The sequence below is a fragment of the Heyndrickxia acidiproducens DSM 23148 genome (assembly GCF_000374345.1).
In the GTDB taxonomy this organism is placed as follows: domain Bacteria; phylum Bacillota; class Bacilli; order Bacillales; family Bacillaceae_C; genus Weizmannia; species Weizmannia acidiproducens.
Map to the genome: position 1 here is coordinate 1 of NZ_KB894023.1, position 15,550 is coordinate 15,550.

Genomic DNA, 15,550 nt, shown 5'->3' on the forward strand with positions numbered 1-15,550 from the left:
AGTATGGAAGTCCACCATGCCATTCTCTATGAGGGGTGGGAAATCAATGGCAAAAGGGTTTCCCTGCGCCAGCCTAAAGTGATGATGACAACCAAACCAATTCAGACATTCTGGGATGAGGTCCAAGCCACAGCTGCCAACACATATTCCCTCGAAAAAGCCCGTGTCATTACCAACAGTGATGGAGGCCCGGGGTACACACCTGAACGGTTTCAAACGGCATTCTCACAGTCAGAATTTCCGACACTCAATCAGCTGGATGCTTACCATGTCGCACAGGCCGTTGTCAGGACATTTGGGGGTGGGAAGAGCGAAGTAAAGGAACAGATTAGAAAGGCGATAAAAACGCATGATTTGGGCCAATTCACGCTGTATTTGGACACGTACGAAAGCACATTAACGGACGAAAAGAGCTTCAAGAAAGTCAAGGACTTCCGTTCCTATATCCAGAAAAACTGGGAGCGCATTTTCGACTGGAGAGACAAGGTGGAGAATACGCCTGATGACGCCAGAGGCTTGGGGGCGATGGAATCCAACCAAAGGCATATCTCCTTCAGGATGAAAAAATGGGGCATGCATTGGAGCAAAAAAGGCGCAGAAGCTATGGTTAAAATCAAGCAAGGGATTCTCAACCGAACATTGAGAGAAGCCTATCTGAAGCACCGTACAAGAAGCGTGAGAAAACAACGGGAATTGAAGCAAGCAATCAGGATATCCCAGCTGCTTAAACAGCCTGTGCGCCCGTCAATTGGGGTAAAACATGGGTCGGTCAGCTTGTTTACGAGCACATCATCGGCAATCGGAAATTTAAGCAAAATTTTGAGAGTTTAATTTCAGCCTGGGTAAATGGCATTAATTTGGAAAATTGATGCCATTTACCCAGGAGAGCAAGCGAAGCGCGGTAGCTGAAAGTGTACAAAAAGAGTGTCTTGAAATACCCGATATTTAAACACTATCGAGAAAAACTTGACACATACAAATTTTATTTCCCTCTTTACAATTTTAAATGAATTTGTTATATTCAAAATAACTTCATTTTTTAATATACTGAGTAATCACTCATATTTTATAAAATGGAGTAATAAATGAAAAAGGAGATGTATGTAAGATAGTGCAACTTTCTGTGGGGAAATTTAGTTTGAAAACGTTTGTAATTTTTCTTTGCTTTAGTTTGGTTTTAATGGCTATTGCTCCAATGTCTACTGTATTAGCTGCAGAAAAAGAAATTAATGAAAGCAAAGAATTAACAAAGTACGTTGAAAAAATAGATACAGGCTATACTTTTAATGCCACTAAAGCTATTGATGAGGGACATTCTAAAAACAGCGTAAAAAAATTCAAACGTAATTTCGAAAGATTATCAGTTGATAAGCAAGAGATAATTTACAATTTTGGAATTAAAGGTGAAATGTCTACACGAGTAGCCCCACTGGTGGCATTTTTATCTGGTGTTGTTGCAGGTTGGGTATTGGAAAAATTATTGGATTATGGAACTAAAAAGTTTTGCAAAAAATATAAAAATTATAATAGTTACACAAAAGTTGGTTGTGATATTTTTGGTTAAAAGAGAAGAGCTAAATCAGAGGTGTTAAAATGGCATCTAACCAAATCACTTTAGTAGGTTATTTCGTCTATGGATTAATACTGGTACTATTAAGTCAAATTACCTTGAAAATTTTGAATTACTTTTTTGATATTGATCGTTTGCTTTTTGATTTTCTTGTTTATTTTTGTATTGCTGTTCTTTTATTTTGGATAGCTAGAGTAGTCCCCTTTTTTAAAAAGCACCCCTAAACCGCAACCAAAATTCGGACGTTCCCCTGTTTTTAGCCGTCCTGTATGAGGCGGTACTTTTTTGTGCCTTTAAACCTTGGTTCTGAACAAGCACCGCCTTCTTTCGAGAAATTTATAGGCTTTTTACAAGGTAATCATACAGATCTCCGCTGATTTTCATTTCTTTTTTCTTTACATATCCCAGGTTGAAATATAACTTTTTTGCCCTCGGGTTGTTTTTGGCCACATTAAGGGAGATGGAAAAATATTTCCTTTTTCGGGCTTGTTTTTCTGCTGCGGCAATCAGCTGCCTTCCGATCCCTCTGTCCTGGTAATCAGGATGGACACTCACCGTATCAATATAATAGTCATCCTTGTCTGCTTCAATATCCAAAAGTGCTGGTTTCCCCGGTTTTTTACGAAGCCTTTCCAAAATCGGCTGATCAAGCCTGACCGCATCTTTTCCGTGATAAATAAGAATCAAGCCGACTGCTTTCCCATCTTGATCGGCAATCAGGCAATTCCGGTAGCTTAGCCGATTATCCTCCCGGGTAAATAATGACGCAAGGCCTTCCAATATTTTGGATTCCTCGCTTTCTCCTGTCAATGTTTCCGCAATTCCTTCAATGGCTGATCTAATGAGAAGGGCCGCAGCTTTTGCATCTGCTTTGACTGCATTTCGTATATTCATTCGCAATTTATTTTCTCCTTCTGCCTTGAGTTCCATAGTAAATTATAAATCAGTGGCTTCTTTTCCGCAAAAGGACGCAGCTTTTGGATAGGCGCTTAGGAAAAATATTTTTGATACAGGGCACGTGCTGCCGTAATATCTTTTGTTCCGTGTACCAGAATTCTTCCGTCTTTAAATAAAACGGTGCGGTGGCCGTCCAATTCCGTAATCATCAAATAATCGTTGGACTGCACGTCCATCCCATCTGCTTTCATCTGGCAAACCGTTTCATTCAGATTAAAATGGCCTTTCCGGCGGATTTGCACTGTATCTCTGCCGCACAATACATCTGCAGAAGATTTTTCAGAAAGAGCCGGGTAAACGGGAGTCTGCCCGCAGGAAGGGCAGTGCGGATTTTTCAGTTTTCCCGCTTTTATGTACCGGTGTTCATGAGCGACTGCCTTTGCAAATTATGCTCATCCACATAATCGCGGTTCACAATTGAAAGCTTGCCGGTTTCTGCCCTTGCTAACATATCCGCATTCGCAGAACCAAGTGCCCCCGCACCGATGATCAGGACATGCTTTGCGGAAATTTTCCGCTGCCCATCTTTTCCAATCGGTGCAAACAGCATTTGCCGCGCATAACGTTCCATATTCATCCCTCCCGGCGCTTAAAATCACCGTTTTTGCCGCCTGTTTTTTCGACTAAGTATGTCGGCCCGATCACGATGCCCTTATCCACTGCTTTACACATGTCATAGACAGTCAAAGCAGTGATGGATGCCGCACAAAGGGCTTCCATTTCTACACCTGTGCTCCCTTTCGTCTTCACAAAAGTATGGATGTTCAGCTCAAATTGCCCGTCTTCCCGTTTTTGCCAGTCCAAGTCGATATCGACCCCGGTTAATGGAAGCAGATGGCACATTGGGATCAACTCGGCTGTTTTTTTCGCGCCCATAATCCCTGCCACCTGTGCGACCGCAAGCACATCGCCTTTTTTGTTTTTCATCCCGGTGATATTTTCATAGACTACTTTTGATAAAATCACACTGCTTTTCGCATGGGCCGTCCGCACGGTTTCGGTTTTTTCCGTCACATCCACCATTTTGGCGCGGCCCTGTACATTTATATGTGTCAGGTGATCCATCTGTCAACCTCCGCTTACAGGGGGAATAAGTGCTACAACATCCCCATCCCTGATGATTTCTTCATCTGCCGCAAATTCCTCATTTACCGCCACCATCACCGCAGATGCCTGTGCCAGCATGCCATTTTTTTGCAGCGCTTCACGCAGCTGGCCGACAGACATTTCCTTTTTCTCTATTAAAATTTCCGGACGGTTTAACTGCTCCCTTAAGTGCGCAAACAATAGGACGCGAATCATCGGCCACCCTCCTTTGGAAAACCTGTTTTTTCATAGGAGACGGTTCCATGCTGGCTGCCGATCCATTCTTCGCCGTCATCCCAATGTTCTTTTTTCCAGATCGGCACCATTTCTTTTATTCTTTCAATCGCATACCGGTTTGCCCGGTAGGCGTCATCGCGGTGCGGGGCGGATACTGCAATCGCTACCGCCACATCAGAAATCTCAAGGCGGCCGATGCGGTGGACAATGGCGGTTTTGGCTTCCGAAAACTGCCGCTTGATTTCCCCGCCAATTTGTTCGAGTTTCTTCTGCGCCATCGCTTCGTATGCTTCATATTCAAGATAAATGGTTTTCTTTCCATTTGTTAATTCACGGACGGTGCCGATAAAAGTTACAATGGCCCCCGCATTCCGACCGGCTGTAGCTTGAATCACAGCGGCAACATCAATCGGTTCTTTTACAATGGCGAACATCTCCCCACTCCTTCCTGTTCCAGTTTTTGCGGTTTTGAAGATTAAAACCGCTCTGCAGGCTTTTCATCCCACACAGGCGCACCTTCGTCATCCTCCAGCAGCAGCACCTCTGCATCCTCGCCCCTTTTGAAACCGCGCGAACCGCCGGGCAGCATGATCAATGCATTGGCTTCAATTAAGGAAGAGACAATATTCGGTTTATCCAATCTGACCGGCCCTGCATGCAGGACATTCCCGGAAAAGCCGGCTCTTGCCCGCACAAACCGGGTAAACGGATTCGGCGTTAGAAAATCTTGTTCAAGAACAGCCTGCACTTTCTTGAGGAAAACATTTTGCTGCCCGGACATGGCTTTGATATACGGGCGGACAAACAGCTCAAAACCGACATAACAGGAAGATGGATTTCCGGAAAGGCCGAAGATGATTTTTCCGTCCAGCACGGCTGCCGAGGTGACACTGCCCGGGCGCATCGCCACTTTATTAAATAAAAGTTCGGCGCCCAGTTTTTCATAGACCTGTGGAATATAATCAAAATCGCCTACCGAAACACCGCCCGTTGTCATCACAATATCCGCTTCTTGCAGTGCTTGTTTCACCGCAAGACAGGTCTCTTCAAAATCATCCTGAACAAGGCAGTAAAAAGAAGGTTCTCCCCCTGCGCGAAGGATCTGCGCCTGCAGCATATAAGCATTGCTGTCGCGGATTTTGCCTTTTTCAAGTGATGCATCCACCTCCAGAAGCTCACTGCCGGTTGCGATGATCGCGGCTTTCGGCTTTTTCATCACAGCCACCTGCTGGTAACCGAATGTGGCAAGTGCTGCCATGACACCCGGATTGATAACGGTGCCTTTTGCAACGAGTGTTTCCCCTTTTTTCATATCTTCGCCAATATGGACAATGTTCTCGCCTTTATGTACGCGCCGCTTGATTTGCACATAGGTTTTGCCGCCCTTTTCAATTTCTTTTGTCAGTTCAACCATGATCACCGCGTCCGCTCCGTCCGGAACTGCAGCGCCGGTCATAATTTTGACCGCCTGGCCCGGCCGGATACCTTCGTCCCATGTAAAGCCGGCCCCGATTGTGCCAAGGACTTCTAAAAAAACAGGGTGATCCGCACTCGCCGCAGCCGTTGATCCGGAAAAAAGCGCATAACCGTCATAGGGGGAACGGGTAAACCATGGCACATCATTTGTGGCTGTTAAATCTTCCGCCAGTACCCGATTAGCGCTTACTGGGAGCGGCACCATTTCCTTGCTGCCTGTTAAGGTCCAGGTCATCACCTTGTGAATCGCATCTTCGACTTTGATTGGTTTCCTCATCCATTTAAGCCCCTTTACTGTTTCTATTTTCTTGTAAACCGGCTTTTGTACTGATAGTTGTAAAGCATTTTTCTTCCTTAAAACCGGCAATCGTTTTTAATGCCCTGGTGGCTGTATAAATTCCGGCGGTTTATGCCAAAGATTTTTCACCGCCAAACCGGTGCGGTGTTCCGCCGGCCAAAATCATTCCGGCTTCATGTCCGCCGAAGCTCCCAGACGATATGCTTTAATTCAGGCAGGATTAATTTTTTCATCGCCAGCGCGACGGCATTGCCGGATCCGGGCATGCAGAAAACCGCTTTTTTGCCGATCGTGCCGGCAACTGCTTTACTCAACATTGCGGCGCTGCCGATTTCCTGATAACTTAAAAAACGGAATAATTCCCCGAAACCCGCCATTTCTTTATCAAGGAGCGGGCGGACCGTTTCCACGGTCACATCTCTTTTCGTAAAACCGGTTCCGCCATTTAATAAAATTGCATTGACTTCTTTTGGTACGGACCGGATCTCTGACTGAATGGCTTTATGGTCATCTTTTACAATACTGTAAGCAGCGGTTTCCATTTCTGCTTCCTTCAATAACGCCATGATCAGGCGCCCGCTTGTATCCGTTTCTTCTGTACGCGTATCCGATACAGTAATGACTTTACAATAAACCGGCATATTGGCTTTATGCTTGTGCGCTTTTGTACTCAATGTCTACCCTCCAATATAGGACATTTCGATCCGCTTCCCGTTCAACGTCGGATGTTTCCCTCTTTCCTGCGAATATCGGTCGCGGCGGATACGCCAGACACCTTTAATTTGCGCAATGATGTCATCATTGCTTGCCCCGCTGCGCATGGAGGATAACAGATCGGTTCCCCGGGAGGCGAATAAGCATGTATAAATTTTTCCGTCAGCAGAAAGACGGCAGCGTGTGCAATCCCCGCAGAATGGCTGCGACACGGAAGATATGAAGCCGACTTCCACATCGGTGCCTGCGTAGCGGCAGCGTTTCGCGACCTCGCCGTAATAATTTTCTTTCAGCGGTTCAAGCGGCATTTTCTCTGAAATCATATTGAATATTTCTTTGCTCGGCATGACTTCATCCAGTTTCCATCCGTTCCGGGAACCGACATCCATATATTCAATGAAACGGAGCGTGATCTCCTTTTCTTTGAAATAGGCAGCCATCGGCACAATTTCGCAATCATTCATGCCTTTTTTTACCACCATATTGACTTTCACTTTGATTCCGCACCGGATGGCTTCATCGATGCCTTCCAGAATGCTTGAGGATTTGACGCCGACGCCGTTGATGGCGGGAAATATTTCATCATCGAGTCCGTCCAGGCTTACATTCAAACGGTCCAGCCCCGCTTGTTTTAACGCGAAGGCATACCGCTTCAGCAAAAATCCGTTCGTTGTCAGCGACAGATCTTCAAGTCCCGCAATCTTATGTATCATGGCTACCAGTCTGTCAATCTCTTTTCTTAATAAAGGTTCCCCGCCGGTCAAGCGGATTTTCCTCACCCCTAAAGAAACAAAAATTTCTGCAAGGCGTGTGATCTCCTCAAATGTCATCAGGGCAGATTTTTTCATAAAACAATATTTTTGGCCGTCCGTTTCCGGCATGCAATACGTACAGCGGAAATTACAGCGGTCCGTTACAGAAATTCTCAAGTCGAGAAGCGGCCTGCCCAAAACATCTGTTAACAAATATCATCCCCCATTTCCGGTATATGGTTTGCAAAACGGCAGGGGTTATCCCCTGAATATCCATCCTGCAACGAAAATCATGCTATTTTAATCGCAATAAATGTTCTTTTGGCAGATACAGCTTCTTTTCAACGGCCAAAACGGCTTGAATTTGATCGGGCGGCACCGATGCACAGACCGTAAAATAAGGCGTCTCCGCGGTGACATGATAACCATCAAATGTTTGGCGGCAGTCTGTCACGCGATAAGAAAAAACATTTTCCTGTGCCTGGTTGGTAAACTTCACATGATGGGCATGGATCCCAAGAAAACGATAAGGCCCGGCCTTCTTACCGTCTACTGCAATTGCGGCACCGCCGGCCATACAGATCCGGTTTTCAGCCCGGCTGATTTCCAGGATATTGCTGCAGCCCGCAATTCTGGCCGCCTCTTTCGTTTCCGGGTGGTAAAGGACCTCGTTTTTCGGGCCGGTCTGCAGCACCTTCCCGTCTTTATACAAAACCAAATGGTCACATAATTTGACGGCTTCTTCTAAACTATGGGTCACAAAAAGAACGGCGCCGCGGAAATTTTCGTGAATAAAGGTTGCGAATTGCTGCATTAAAAATTGTTTGGTCTCATCATCCAGCGCGGAAAAAGGTTCATCCAATAGCAGGCACGCCGGCTCCGGAATCAGCGTGCGGGCAAGAGCCACCCGTTGCTGCTGTCCGCCTGACATTTCATTCGGATAGCGGTTTCCATAGCCTTGCAGCTGGATTTTTTCGAGGAAGCGCCTTACCCTTTCTTCCCTTTCTTTTTTTGGCATCCCTTTTAAGCCGTAAGCGATATTTTGCTTGACGGTTAAATGCGGAAAAAGGGCATAATGCTGAAACAGATAACCTGTTTTGCGGAATCTCGTCTTGATATTGATTTTTTTCCCGGCATCATACACGACGCGGCCATTCACCCGGATCGAACCGGCATCGGGATTTTCAAGACCGGCAATACACTGCAGGGTTAAACTCTTGCCGCTTCCGGACGGCCCTAAAATCCCGGTGATGCCGGGGTGAACGCTGAAATCCACGTCAAGATAAAACTGCGGAAACGCCTTTTTAATCTTGATTTGCAGCATGCCTGTTTTCACCCCTTATCATCCGTTTCTCCAGCCGCTTGATCCCGTATAAAATTGCAATTGACAGAACCGTCATAATGGCTACCAGCATATTTGCCATTTTTGTATCCCCTGCCAATAAAGCGTCATAAATCGCAACCGGCATGGTCATCGTTTGATTGGGGATACTGCCGGCAACCATTAATGTCGCCCCGAAATCCCCCAATGCCCTCGCGAAAACAAGCATGACCCCGGAGGCCAGCCCCCGCCATGATAAGGGGATCATGACGGTGAAAAACAAATTCCATTCCGAACGCCCGAGCACACGGGCAGCGTTGAGCAGGTTTTCTTCTATGCTTTCAAAGGCCGTTCTTGCGGATTGAATAAAGAAAGGGATGGAAACGGCAAGCGCGGCGAGTACTGCGCCGGTCTGCGTAAATACAATCGTCCATCCGAAGTGCTGCTCCAAAAAGCGGCCGGGCGCACCCTGCCTGCCGAAAAAGACCAGCAAATAATAGCCGAGTACGGTTGGCGGCAGCACAATCGGCAGGGTCAGCAAAGCGTCAAAAAAATCTGTGGCTCTCCCTTTCGACCGGCTTAAATAGTATGAAACCGGCAAACCGACGATAATGGCAAGCAATGTTGCCAAAACTGCAACCTTTAAGGACAGGTATAAAGGAAAGAAGTTCATATTTTTCACGGTCATTTCCCCTCAGGAATGGCATAACCGTATTGCTTTAAGATTCTTTTGCCTTGCGGTCCGGTTAAAAACGCGCAGAATTTTTGCGCGGCCTTTTGCTGTTTGCTGTTTTTGACAACGGCCATGGTTTGCTGCAAAGGATCATACAAGCTGTCATCAATCATCCGGTAACGGACAGGTTCCCCTTGTACAAGCGAATGGGATACAAGCCCGGCTTCGGCATTTCCGGATTGAACATATGTCAGTGTATCTGAAATATTCTTGGCATACACCAATTTATCCTTCACTTTATCCCAAATGCCGGCCTTTTGCAGCGCCTGTTTCGCAGCCATTCCGTACGGGGCTGTTTTCGGGTTGGCAATCGCAATTTTCTTCACTTGCCGGCTTGTAAGACCATCGGGATCAGCGGGCTGAATCTTGCTGTCTTTTCGGGTTGCGACGCCGATTTCGCCAAGTGCATAAACCTTATCCGAATTAGCGGTAATCAGGTTTTTATCTTTCAGTTTTTTTACATACGTATGATTAGCTGCTGCATACACATCATACGGTGCACCGTTTTCGATTTGTGCTTCCAGTTCGCCGGATGCGCCGAAAATAAATTTCACTTTGATACCGGTTTGTTTTTCAAATTGCTTCCCGATTTTTTGAAAGGACTTCGTCAAATCTGAAGCGGCCGCGACGTTGATTTCTTCAGGGGAAGAGGCCGTTTTTTTCTGTGTGGAACAAGCTGTGAGCAGTACAACACACAGCAAAATGAAACTTAATTTTTTCAAATGGCATCACCTGATGACAATTTTTCAAAGAAAATTTTTTTCAAAAGCGCCTCCTTTGTTTGGAAAATTATTATATATGTATTATCATAGCCTATTCTTCTATCTTTCTCAATTTTTTAATTTTCATAATTTCATTTCAATGCCCTGCTCAGACTCATTTGGGCGCAAAAGCGGGGCAAGCTTTAGCTGCCCCGCTCCTGATTAGTCATCTATTGTCGATAAATCGCCGGTCGGGAGGTCCAGTTCCCATGCCTTCAGAACGCGGCGCATGATTTTCCCGCTTCGTGTTTTCGGGAGTTTCTCGCAAAACTCGATTTCCCGCGGGGCTGCGTGGGCGGCAAGGCCTTTTTTCACAAACAGGCGGATTTCTTCTTTCAGTTCATCCGATTCTTCATAGCCGTCCCGCAGCGCGATAAAGGCCTTGATGATTTCGCCGCGGACAGGATCCGGTTTGCCGATTACACCCGCTTCAGCAACGGCCGGGAATTCAATCAGCTTGCTTTCCACTTCAAACGGCCCGACCCGCTCACCTGAAGTCATAATGACATCATCGACGCGGCCCTGGAACCAGAAGTAGCCGTCTTCATCCATATAAGCAGAGTCCCCTGACACATACCAGCCATTCGGGAAGAAATACGATTCATATTTTTGCGGATTGTTCCAAATCGTTGCCATCATCGAAGGCCAGCCTTTCTTGATCGCGAGGTTCCCCATCCTGTTTGGCGGCAGCACATTGCCCTGGTCATCGACAATCGCTGCTTCAATGCCCGGAAGCGGTTTGCCCATTGAGCCCGGCTTTATATCCATACACGGGATATTGCAGATCAACTGCGCACCGGTTTCCGTCATCCACCATGTATCATGGATGCGGAGCCCGAATACTTCATGTCCCCAGCGGATGACTTCAGGATTCAGCGGCTCGCCGACACTCAAAATATGGCGCAGCGTAGAGAGGTCATACTGGCTGATCACTTCATTACCGGCACCCATCAGCATCCGGAATGAAGTCGGCGCGCTGTACCAGACTGTGACACCAAAGGACTCAATCGTTTTGTACCAGGCACCCGGACTGAAGCGGCCGCCCACGACTACATTCGTTGCCCCGTTCAGCCACGGTGCGAAAATCCCATAGGAGGTCCCGGTGACCCAGCCCGGATCGGCCGTGCACCAGTAAATATCGTCTTCTTTTAAATCAAGCACCCATTTCCCTGTCTGGTAATGCTGGATCATCGCATTATGGACATGCAGTACGCCTTTAGGCTTGCCGGTTGAACCCGATGTGTAATGAAGAATCAGCCCGTCTTTTCTGTCCACCCATTCAATATCCAGCTGATCCGGGGCCGTTTCAAAGTATTTAAGGAAATCAACAAACTTTCCGTCTTCCTCGACATCTTCCCCGACGATAAAGATTGTTTCAAGGGCAGGAAGCTGATCCACCGGAACCCGGCCAACCAGATCCGGCGTCGTTACCAACACTTTTGCCTCGCTGTCTTCAAGACGGTCTTTTACGGCCCCTTCCATAAATGCTTCAAACAGCGGGCCGACAATCGCGCCCAATTTGATGGCGCCAAGGGTTGCAAAATACAATTCCGGCGAACGCGGCATGAAAATAAAGACACGATCGCCTTTTTGGACATTTGCTTTTTCTTTCAGCACATTTGCTGCCTTGTTTGAAAATTTTTTCATCTCATAAAACGTGTACTTTTCATTGCGCGTACCGCTTAAATACATGAGTGCCACTTTATTTTTCCGGAAGCTTTCGGCATGGCAGTCAATCGCTTCATAAGCGGCATTTACCCGCCCGGTTTCCGACCATGAAAAATCCTTCTCAACCTCTTTCCAGCTAAAAGTTTTGTACGTTTCTTCATAGTTTTGAAGATTATACTCCCCTTGAACAGATGGTAACGCTTCCAGTTGCATGTGCATATCCCCCTTTGTTTAGATTCACATTCCCATTATAAATGAAAATGTTTATATTCACAATTTTAATAATTTGTTCACATGTTACGTACATATTTACAAGGAGCGATTTCGATGGCAATTTTATTGTGAACAGGATATAGAACATGTCCATCATATGGAAATGCTCAAACATTTCAATCTCAAAGGCATCTTGTTAACAGGAAAATGGAGGATAGCATAGTTTTCTTAAGCGCTTCAGAAAAGGAAACATACACAATTACTGATCATGATCCAATAATTTGTCATAGATGCTTATGGACGTTTTCATATATTTAAAGGCTGACGAAGTATCTCCTTCTTCATACATCACTTCAGAAAGTAACGATAAGGCTTTTGCAACCCAGCGGCTCATATTAAGCTCACGAAAAAGATTTAAAGCATCATCGATTAACATTCTTGCTTTGGAAAAGTTTTTGAAATGCAAGTTACACAGCCCTAAGTTATAGTAAAGTTTTGCTTGCAAGTCTTGATATCCTTTGATCTCAATCCCTTCTTCAACTAAAGCAAGCGCTTTTTCATTCTTTTTGTTCATTATATTTGTGAATGATAATTCATAAAGATTATTTTTAATATACCATGTTAACTGTTCTTTCTTAGCCATAGATAAGCTGTCCATCAAATATTGGCTTGATTGATCATAATCGTCCAGATGACGATGAAATATCCCTAAATTTGTTAAACATCCAATCACGTCTTTTGGATCCTCTAAATAATTTAGCGCTTCTTTTGTATAAGATATCGCTTTACGATCATTCTTAAAAAAATTATAACAGTGGCCCTGTAACATTTTAAAGGACCCATACCTATAGTAAATGTTCTCTGACTTTGAAACAGATACAGCCTCCTCAATATACTTTAATCCCTGTTTATATTCTTTTCTTCTACAGTGGCAATATGCAAGTATATAAAACAGCTTTAGTTGTAATAAATGATCAGACATTCGAGACTTATTATATATCATGAGACCAGAAATGCCAGCGTCAATCGCTTTGTCATAATCATTAACATGCATACAACACTCTGCTAATTTCTGATAAATTTCACAGATAGATTTAAGGTTTTCAGTACCGAGGTAGATCATAGCCTCTTCAAAAAAAGGTATGGCCATCCCATATTCCTTTTGAGCGTAAAGAAGAGAGCCTTGCAGTTCATTGATGTACCCCAGATATTCCGTTCTCTTAAAAGCTTTCAATTCCTTCAGAACCTGCTGCGCCTCATCAAAACGTTTTAAGCGAATAAGACTACTGCATATTCCAGCCTTTTCGATCATTTCTTTTCGCTTAGTCGCATCATTTGTCTCTTCTTCTTCTTTTCCTAAAAGAAAATTGGTAGATACAGCCAGCTTATTCGCAATAATTTCCACGGTTTTGTATGGAGGATTTTTTATTATTCCATTTTCAATTTGACTAATAAATCCTCTTGTGAAATGAGGCTCAGCTATCTCAGCTTGCGTTAACCCAAGTTCTTTTCTTCTTCTTTTTATTTTTTCTCCAATAGATATCATGCATTCACCTTCTTACCATCTGTTAATTTGTCGCATATAAAAATGAACTATCATAGCTCAAATTCCATCTGAACTAATAAATAGTTTTGCCAAACCCAAAGAACAATTTGTTTATTAACTCATTTTTCCACGCACAAAGAAAGACACCGTTCTTCTTTGGCATAATATGGGGAGCTTAGGTAGCAGCTAAAAAAGAATAGTGTCCTTTATATGATAACGAAAGAAGACCACTTAGCGCAATTATTTAAAAGAAAATTGACTTTTTCCGCCATTGACGGGGTGGAACTGTTTGAAAGTGTTAAAAAAGACGGCGAGGATGTCCTTACCCGAGTGAAGATGGCGTTACCCATTACTATTATCGTTTAGTCGGCTACAATGACGATCGGGAAAGCCCCTCCCCCGAATTGTGCGGATTTGAGCCTTTGAGAGCCAAAGAAGGCGACAGTTCTCAAAAGGATAGAGTGGGGATCACAGCTGACAAAAGGCTAATTGAACAATTTATACGTATTATCATCATTTTACGGGTATCCTTATTTGTGATGCGCTGTTGTACTAGGAGAATTTCTTCTGTCTCTTCTTTTTCCATTTTCGCGTGGCATAAAGTTTGTATGTGCTCAAACCGTATGCCTCTGCTTACATTGGTCAGCTTCATATCAAATTCTTCCAAGGCCTCTACTTGGATTATTTTGTTGTTCTCCTTCATTTTTCATTCATGGTCCGGCTTTCTTTTTAAAAACAAACCAAGCGTGTCCTTGACGATCGTAAGGCACATATCCTTCATGCGAATAATCAAGTCAATGCCAAAGCCGGCTACCATTGATAAACGGTGCTTTGGTAAGTTTCCTGCGGTAAAACTTTTTCCATTGTCAATCACTTTTTTATCCAAATTTACGCTTTTTAATATTCCATATTTTTGAAATAAATTTATTTGAGACATAAATTCTTCGTTTGGCAAGTTTCTGTTTCCAACTTTTATATTTTCTAAGATACTTTCCTCAAATAAATAAATGCTTTGAGGTACTATACTGGTTCTTGCTAATAAAGAAAAACATGTTACAACCGTTTTGCTACCTTAGCTATCAATATGAAAAGCTTCCCAATGGATACGGAAGATACTGATCAAATGGATCAATTATTACCTTGGTCAGCAGCACCTCTTGATATTTGTCGAGTTCATAGCAAAAAATCTTAGATAAGGCTTGCTGAACGAACCAGATGCAAGCCAAAATCTGGTTATCAAAATATAAAATAATATTGTGTAAGAGTCAAAAAATAACCTGAGCTTTCGCACCAGATTCAGTATGAGAAATTGAAGAGTTACTACTGTTTCACTGGTATCCAGAAGGCTTGTAAATTTCTGCCTGTTGGCGGTAAAGTTCATGAATCACTAGGAAATGCCGGTTCTTATCTCTGCTCAAGAGAGACAGGGAGCTTTGGGTAACAGGATTTTCAATGATTCCCAGATCCCGTTTTACATATCCTAAGCTGTTTGCCGACAGCTTTCCGGGTTTTTCGAGCTCCAACTTTGCGTTGCTTGGCGACAGAAAGATAGTCCAATCGAACCCTTTTTCTGTAGGTCCGTGGCTTTTGTAACTTTCCTTTATTATACTAGACTCCTTGCATATTTTTCGAGATTGAATGAAAATTTCATCACGGACTCAGCTTAAAATAAAATTTAAAAATAAAAAGTAAAAAGCCACTACAAAAGAGAATATCGAGAAAATTATATTAAACTTTCTATTCCCACTGTTTTCGTTTTTTAAAAAAAGTAGATAAACGCCGGTAAAAAAGAAGCCTATAAAAAAACCGATATTCATTTTAAAAATTGAAAGAATAAAACCTAAAATTGCAAAAATCTGTAATAATTTTAAAAACATTTCAAACACTCCTAAAAAAACAGTAAAATTTGCCTATTTAATTTAATTTGTTAATTCAATATACTCTTATTATACCAGATGATTTTGGTAAATAAAAATAATAGGGAAGGTAGAGAGTATGGAAAATTTAATTTTTGAAATTATGGGGACATTTCATGTATCTAGGGATACAGCACAAAAGGTTTATAATTTGGTTAATGCTGGTGCCTCTGTAGCGTCTATTGTCGCGGTAATTGTTGCTGCAACAGGTCCAATGGCAGTAGGAGGAGCAGTAGTAGTGTACATGATTAAAAAGAAAATTAAAGGAATGGCAGCAGCAGCAGCTGTGGCTTGGTAATTAA

At 43.7% G+C, this 15,550-nt stretch carries 16 protein-coding genes and 2 pseudogenes; 3 read left to right on the plus strand and 15 right to left on the minus strand.

The annotated features are described in order from the left end of the window. Both C232_RS18830 and C232_RS18835 read left to right on the plus strand, forming a co-directional pair. A partial coding sequence (locus C232_RS18830; protein WP_018660676.1) for an ISLre2 family transposase occupies nucleotides 1–831 on the plus strand: 831 nt, incomplete at its 5' end. Between the two features lie 307 nt (nucleotides 832–1,138). Beyond that, nucleotides 1,139–1,564 (plus strand): hypothetical protein, encoded by a 426-nt coding sequence (locus C232_RS18835; RefSeq protein WP_018665006.1) that lies wholly within the window; start codon nucleotides 1,139–1,141, stop codon nucleotides 1,562–1,564. A gap of 342 nt (nucleotides 1,565–1,906) precedes the next feature. On the opposite strand, the gene C232_RS0115205 is transcribed toward C232_RS18835, so the two are convergent. The 15 genes and pseudogenes from C232_RS0115205 to C232_RS19560 form a co-directional block, all read right to left on the minus strand. Beyond that, nucleotides 1,907–2,464 carry a GNAT family N-acetyltransferase gene (locus C232_RS0115205; protein WP_018665008.1) on the minus strand — a complete coding sequence of 186 codons (558 nt, stop codon included), beginning with the start codon at nucleotides 2,462–2,464 and terminating at the stop codon, nucleotides 1,907–1,909. Between the two features lie 95 nt (nucleotides 2,465–2,559). Beyond that, nucleotides 2,560–3,104 (minus strand): annotated as a pseudogene (locus C232_RS19555) (ThiF family adenylyltransferase). Further along, nucleotides 3,101–3,592: a cyclic pyranopterin monophosphate synthase MoaC gene (moaC, locus tag C232_RS0115220; protein WP_018665011.1), complete on the minus strand. Its 492-nt coding sequence runs from the start codon at nucleotides 3,590–3,592 to the stop codon at nucleotides 3,101–3,103. The pseudogene C232_RS19555 and the gene moaC overlap by 4 nt, the downstream one beginning before the upstream one ends. Before the next feature lie 3 nt (nucleotides 3,593–3,595). Further along, nucleotides 3,596–3,829, minus strand: a complete 234-nt coding sequence (moaD, locus tag C232_RS0115225) for a molybdopterin converting factor subunit 1 (RefSeq protein ID WP_018665012.1) — start codon at nucleotides 3,827–3,829, stop codon at nucleotides 3,596–3,598. After that, on the minus strand, nucleotides 3,826–4,284 hold the full coding sequence (locus C232_RS0115230; protein WP_018665013.1) for a molybdenum cofactor biosynthesis protein MoaE: 459 nt from the start codon (nucleotides 4,282–4,284) through the stop codon (nucleotides 3,826–3,828). The genes moaD and C232_RS0115230 overlap by 4 nt, the downstream gene beginning before the upstream one ends. 41 nt (nucleotides 4,285–4,325) lie before the next feature. Then, nucleotides 4,326–5,603 (minus strand): molybdopterin molybdotransferase MoeA, encoded by a 1,278-nt coding sequence (locus C232_RS0115235; protein ID WP_018665014.1) that lies wholly within the window; start codon nucleotides 5,601–5,603, stop codon nucleotides 4,326–4,328. Nucleotides 5,604–5,797: 194 nt separating this feature from the next. Further along, nucleotides 5,798–6,298 carry a MogA/MoaB family molybdenum cofactor biosynthesis protein gene (locus C232_RS0115240; protein WP_018665015.1) on the minus strand — a complete coding sequence of 167 codons (501 nt, stop codon included), beginning with the start codon at nucleotides 6,296–6,298 and terminating at the stop codon, nucleotides 5,798–5,800. Nucleotides 6,299–6,301: 3 nt separating this feature from the next. Beyond that, nucleotides 6,302–7,303 carry a GTP 3',8-cyclase MoaA gene (moaA, locus tag C232_RS0115245; RefSeq protein ID WP_018665016.1) on the minus strand — a complete coding sequence of 334 codons (1,002 nt, stop codon included), beginning with the start codon at nucleotides 7,301–7,303 and terminating at the stop codon, nucleotides 6,302–6,304. An 82-nt stretch (nucleotides 7,304–7,385) separates the two neighbouring features. After that, a complete protein-coding gene (locus tag C232_RS0115250) occupies nucleotides 7,386–8,414 on the minus strand; it encodes a sulfate/molybdate ABC transporter ATP-binding protein (protein ID WP_018665017.1) in 1,029 nt (342 codons plus the stop codon). After that, complete coding sequence (gene modB, locus C232_RS0115255) at nucleotides 8,395–9,093, minus strand: molybdate ABC transporter permease subunit (protein ID WP_018665018.1); 699 nt, start codon at nucleotides 9,091–9,093, stop codon at nucleotides 8,395–8,397. Before modB ends, C232_RS0115250 begins: the two co-directional genes overlap by 20 nt. Nucleotides 9,094–9,095: 2 nt before the next feature. Beyond that, nucleotides 9,096–9,866 (minus strand): molybdate ABC transporter substrate-binding protein, encoded by a 771-nt coding sequence (modA, locus tag C232_RS0115260; RefSeq protein ID WP_018665019.1) that lies wholly within the window; start codon nucleotides 9,864–9,866, stop codon nucleotides 9,096–9,098. A gap of 201 nt (nucleotides 9,867–10,067) precedes the next feature. Beyond that, complete coding sequence (acsA, locus tag C232_RS0115265) at nucleotides 10,068–11,786, minus strand: acetate--CoA ligase (protein WP_018665020.1); 1,719 nt, start codon at nucleotides 11,784–11,786, stop codon at nucleotides 10,068–10,070. A 259-nt stretch (nucleotides 11,787–12,045) separates the two neighbouring features. After that, a complete protein-coding gene (locus C232_RS0115270; protein ID WP_018665021.1) occupies nucleotides 12,046–13,332 on the minus strand; it encodes a helix-turn-helix domain-containing protein in 1,287 nt (428 codons plus the stop codon). Between the two features lie 706 nt (nucleotides 13,333–14,038). Next, complete coding sequence (locus C232_RS0115285; RefSeq protein WP_018665024.1) at nucleotides 14,039–14,287, minus strand: hypothetical protein; 249 nt, start codon at nucleotides 14,285–14,287, stop codon at nucleotides 14,039–14,041. Between the two features lie 391 nt (nucleotides 14,288–14,678). Then, nucleotides 14,679–14,937, minus strand: a pseudogene (locus C232_RS19560) (IS5/IS1182 family transposase); the annotation flags it as partial. 390 nt (nucleotides 14,938–15,327) lie between these two features. Here C232_RS19560 and C232_RS0115295 point away from each other — a divergent pair. Further along, nucleotides 15,328–15,546, plus strand: coding sequence for a circular bacteriocin, circularin A/uberolysin family (locus C232_RS0115295; RefSeq protein WP_018665026.1), 219 nt, complete (start codon nucleotides 15,328–15,330; stop codon nucleotides 15,544–15,546). Nucleotides 15,547–15,550 lie beyond the last annotated feature (4 nt).

Coding starts and splice junctions, on each gene's coding strand:
- C232_RS0115205 (WP_018665008.1), bottom strand. CDS start 2,464: ATGAATATACGAAATGCAGTCAAAGCAGATGCAAAAGCTGCGGCCCTT.
- moaC (WP_018665011.1), bottom strand. CDS start 3,592: ATGGATCACCTGACACATATAAATGTACAGGGCCGCGCCAAAATGGTG.
- moaD (WP_018665012.1), bottom strand. CDS start 3,829: ATGATTCGCGTCCTATTGTTTGCGCACTTAAGGGAGCAGTTAAACCGT.
- C232_RS0115230 (WP_018665013.1), bottom strand. CDS start 4,284: ATGTTCGCCATTGTAAAAGAACCGATTGATGTTGCCGCTGTGATTCAA.
- C232_RS0115235 (WP_018665014.1), bottom strand. CDS start 5,603: ATGAGGAAACCAATCAAAGTCGAAGATGCGATTCACAAGGTGATGACC.
- C232_RS0115250 (WP_018665017.1), bottom strand. CDS start 8,414: ATGCTGCAAATCAAGATTAAAAAGGCGTTTCCGCAGTTTTATCTTGAC.
- acsA (WP_018665020.1), bottom strand. CDS start 11,786: ATGCAACTGGAAGCGTTACCATCTGTTCAAGGGGAGTATAATCTTCAA.
- C232_RS0115270 (WP_018665021.1), bottom strand. CDS start 13,332: ATGATATCTATTGGAGAAAAAATAAAAAGAAGAAGAAAAGAACTTGGG.
- C232_RS0115295 (WP_018665026.1), top strand. CDS start 15,328: ATGGAAAATTTAATTTTTGAAATTATGGGGACATTTCATGTATCTAGG.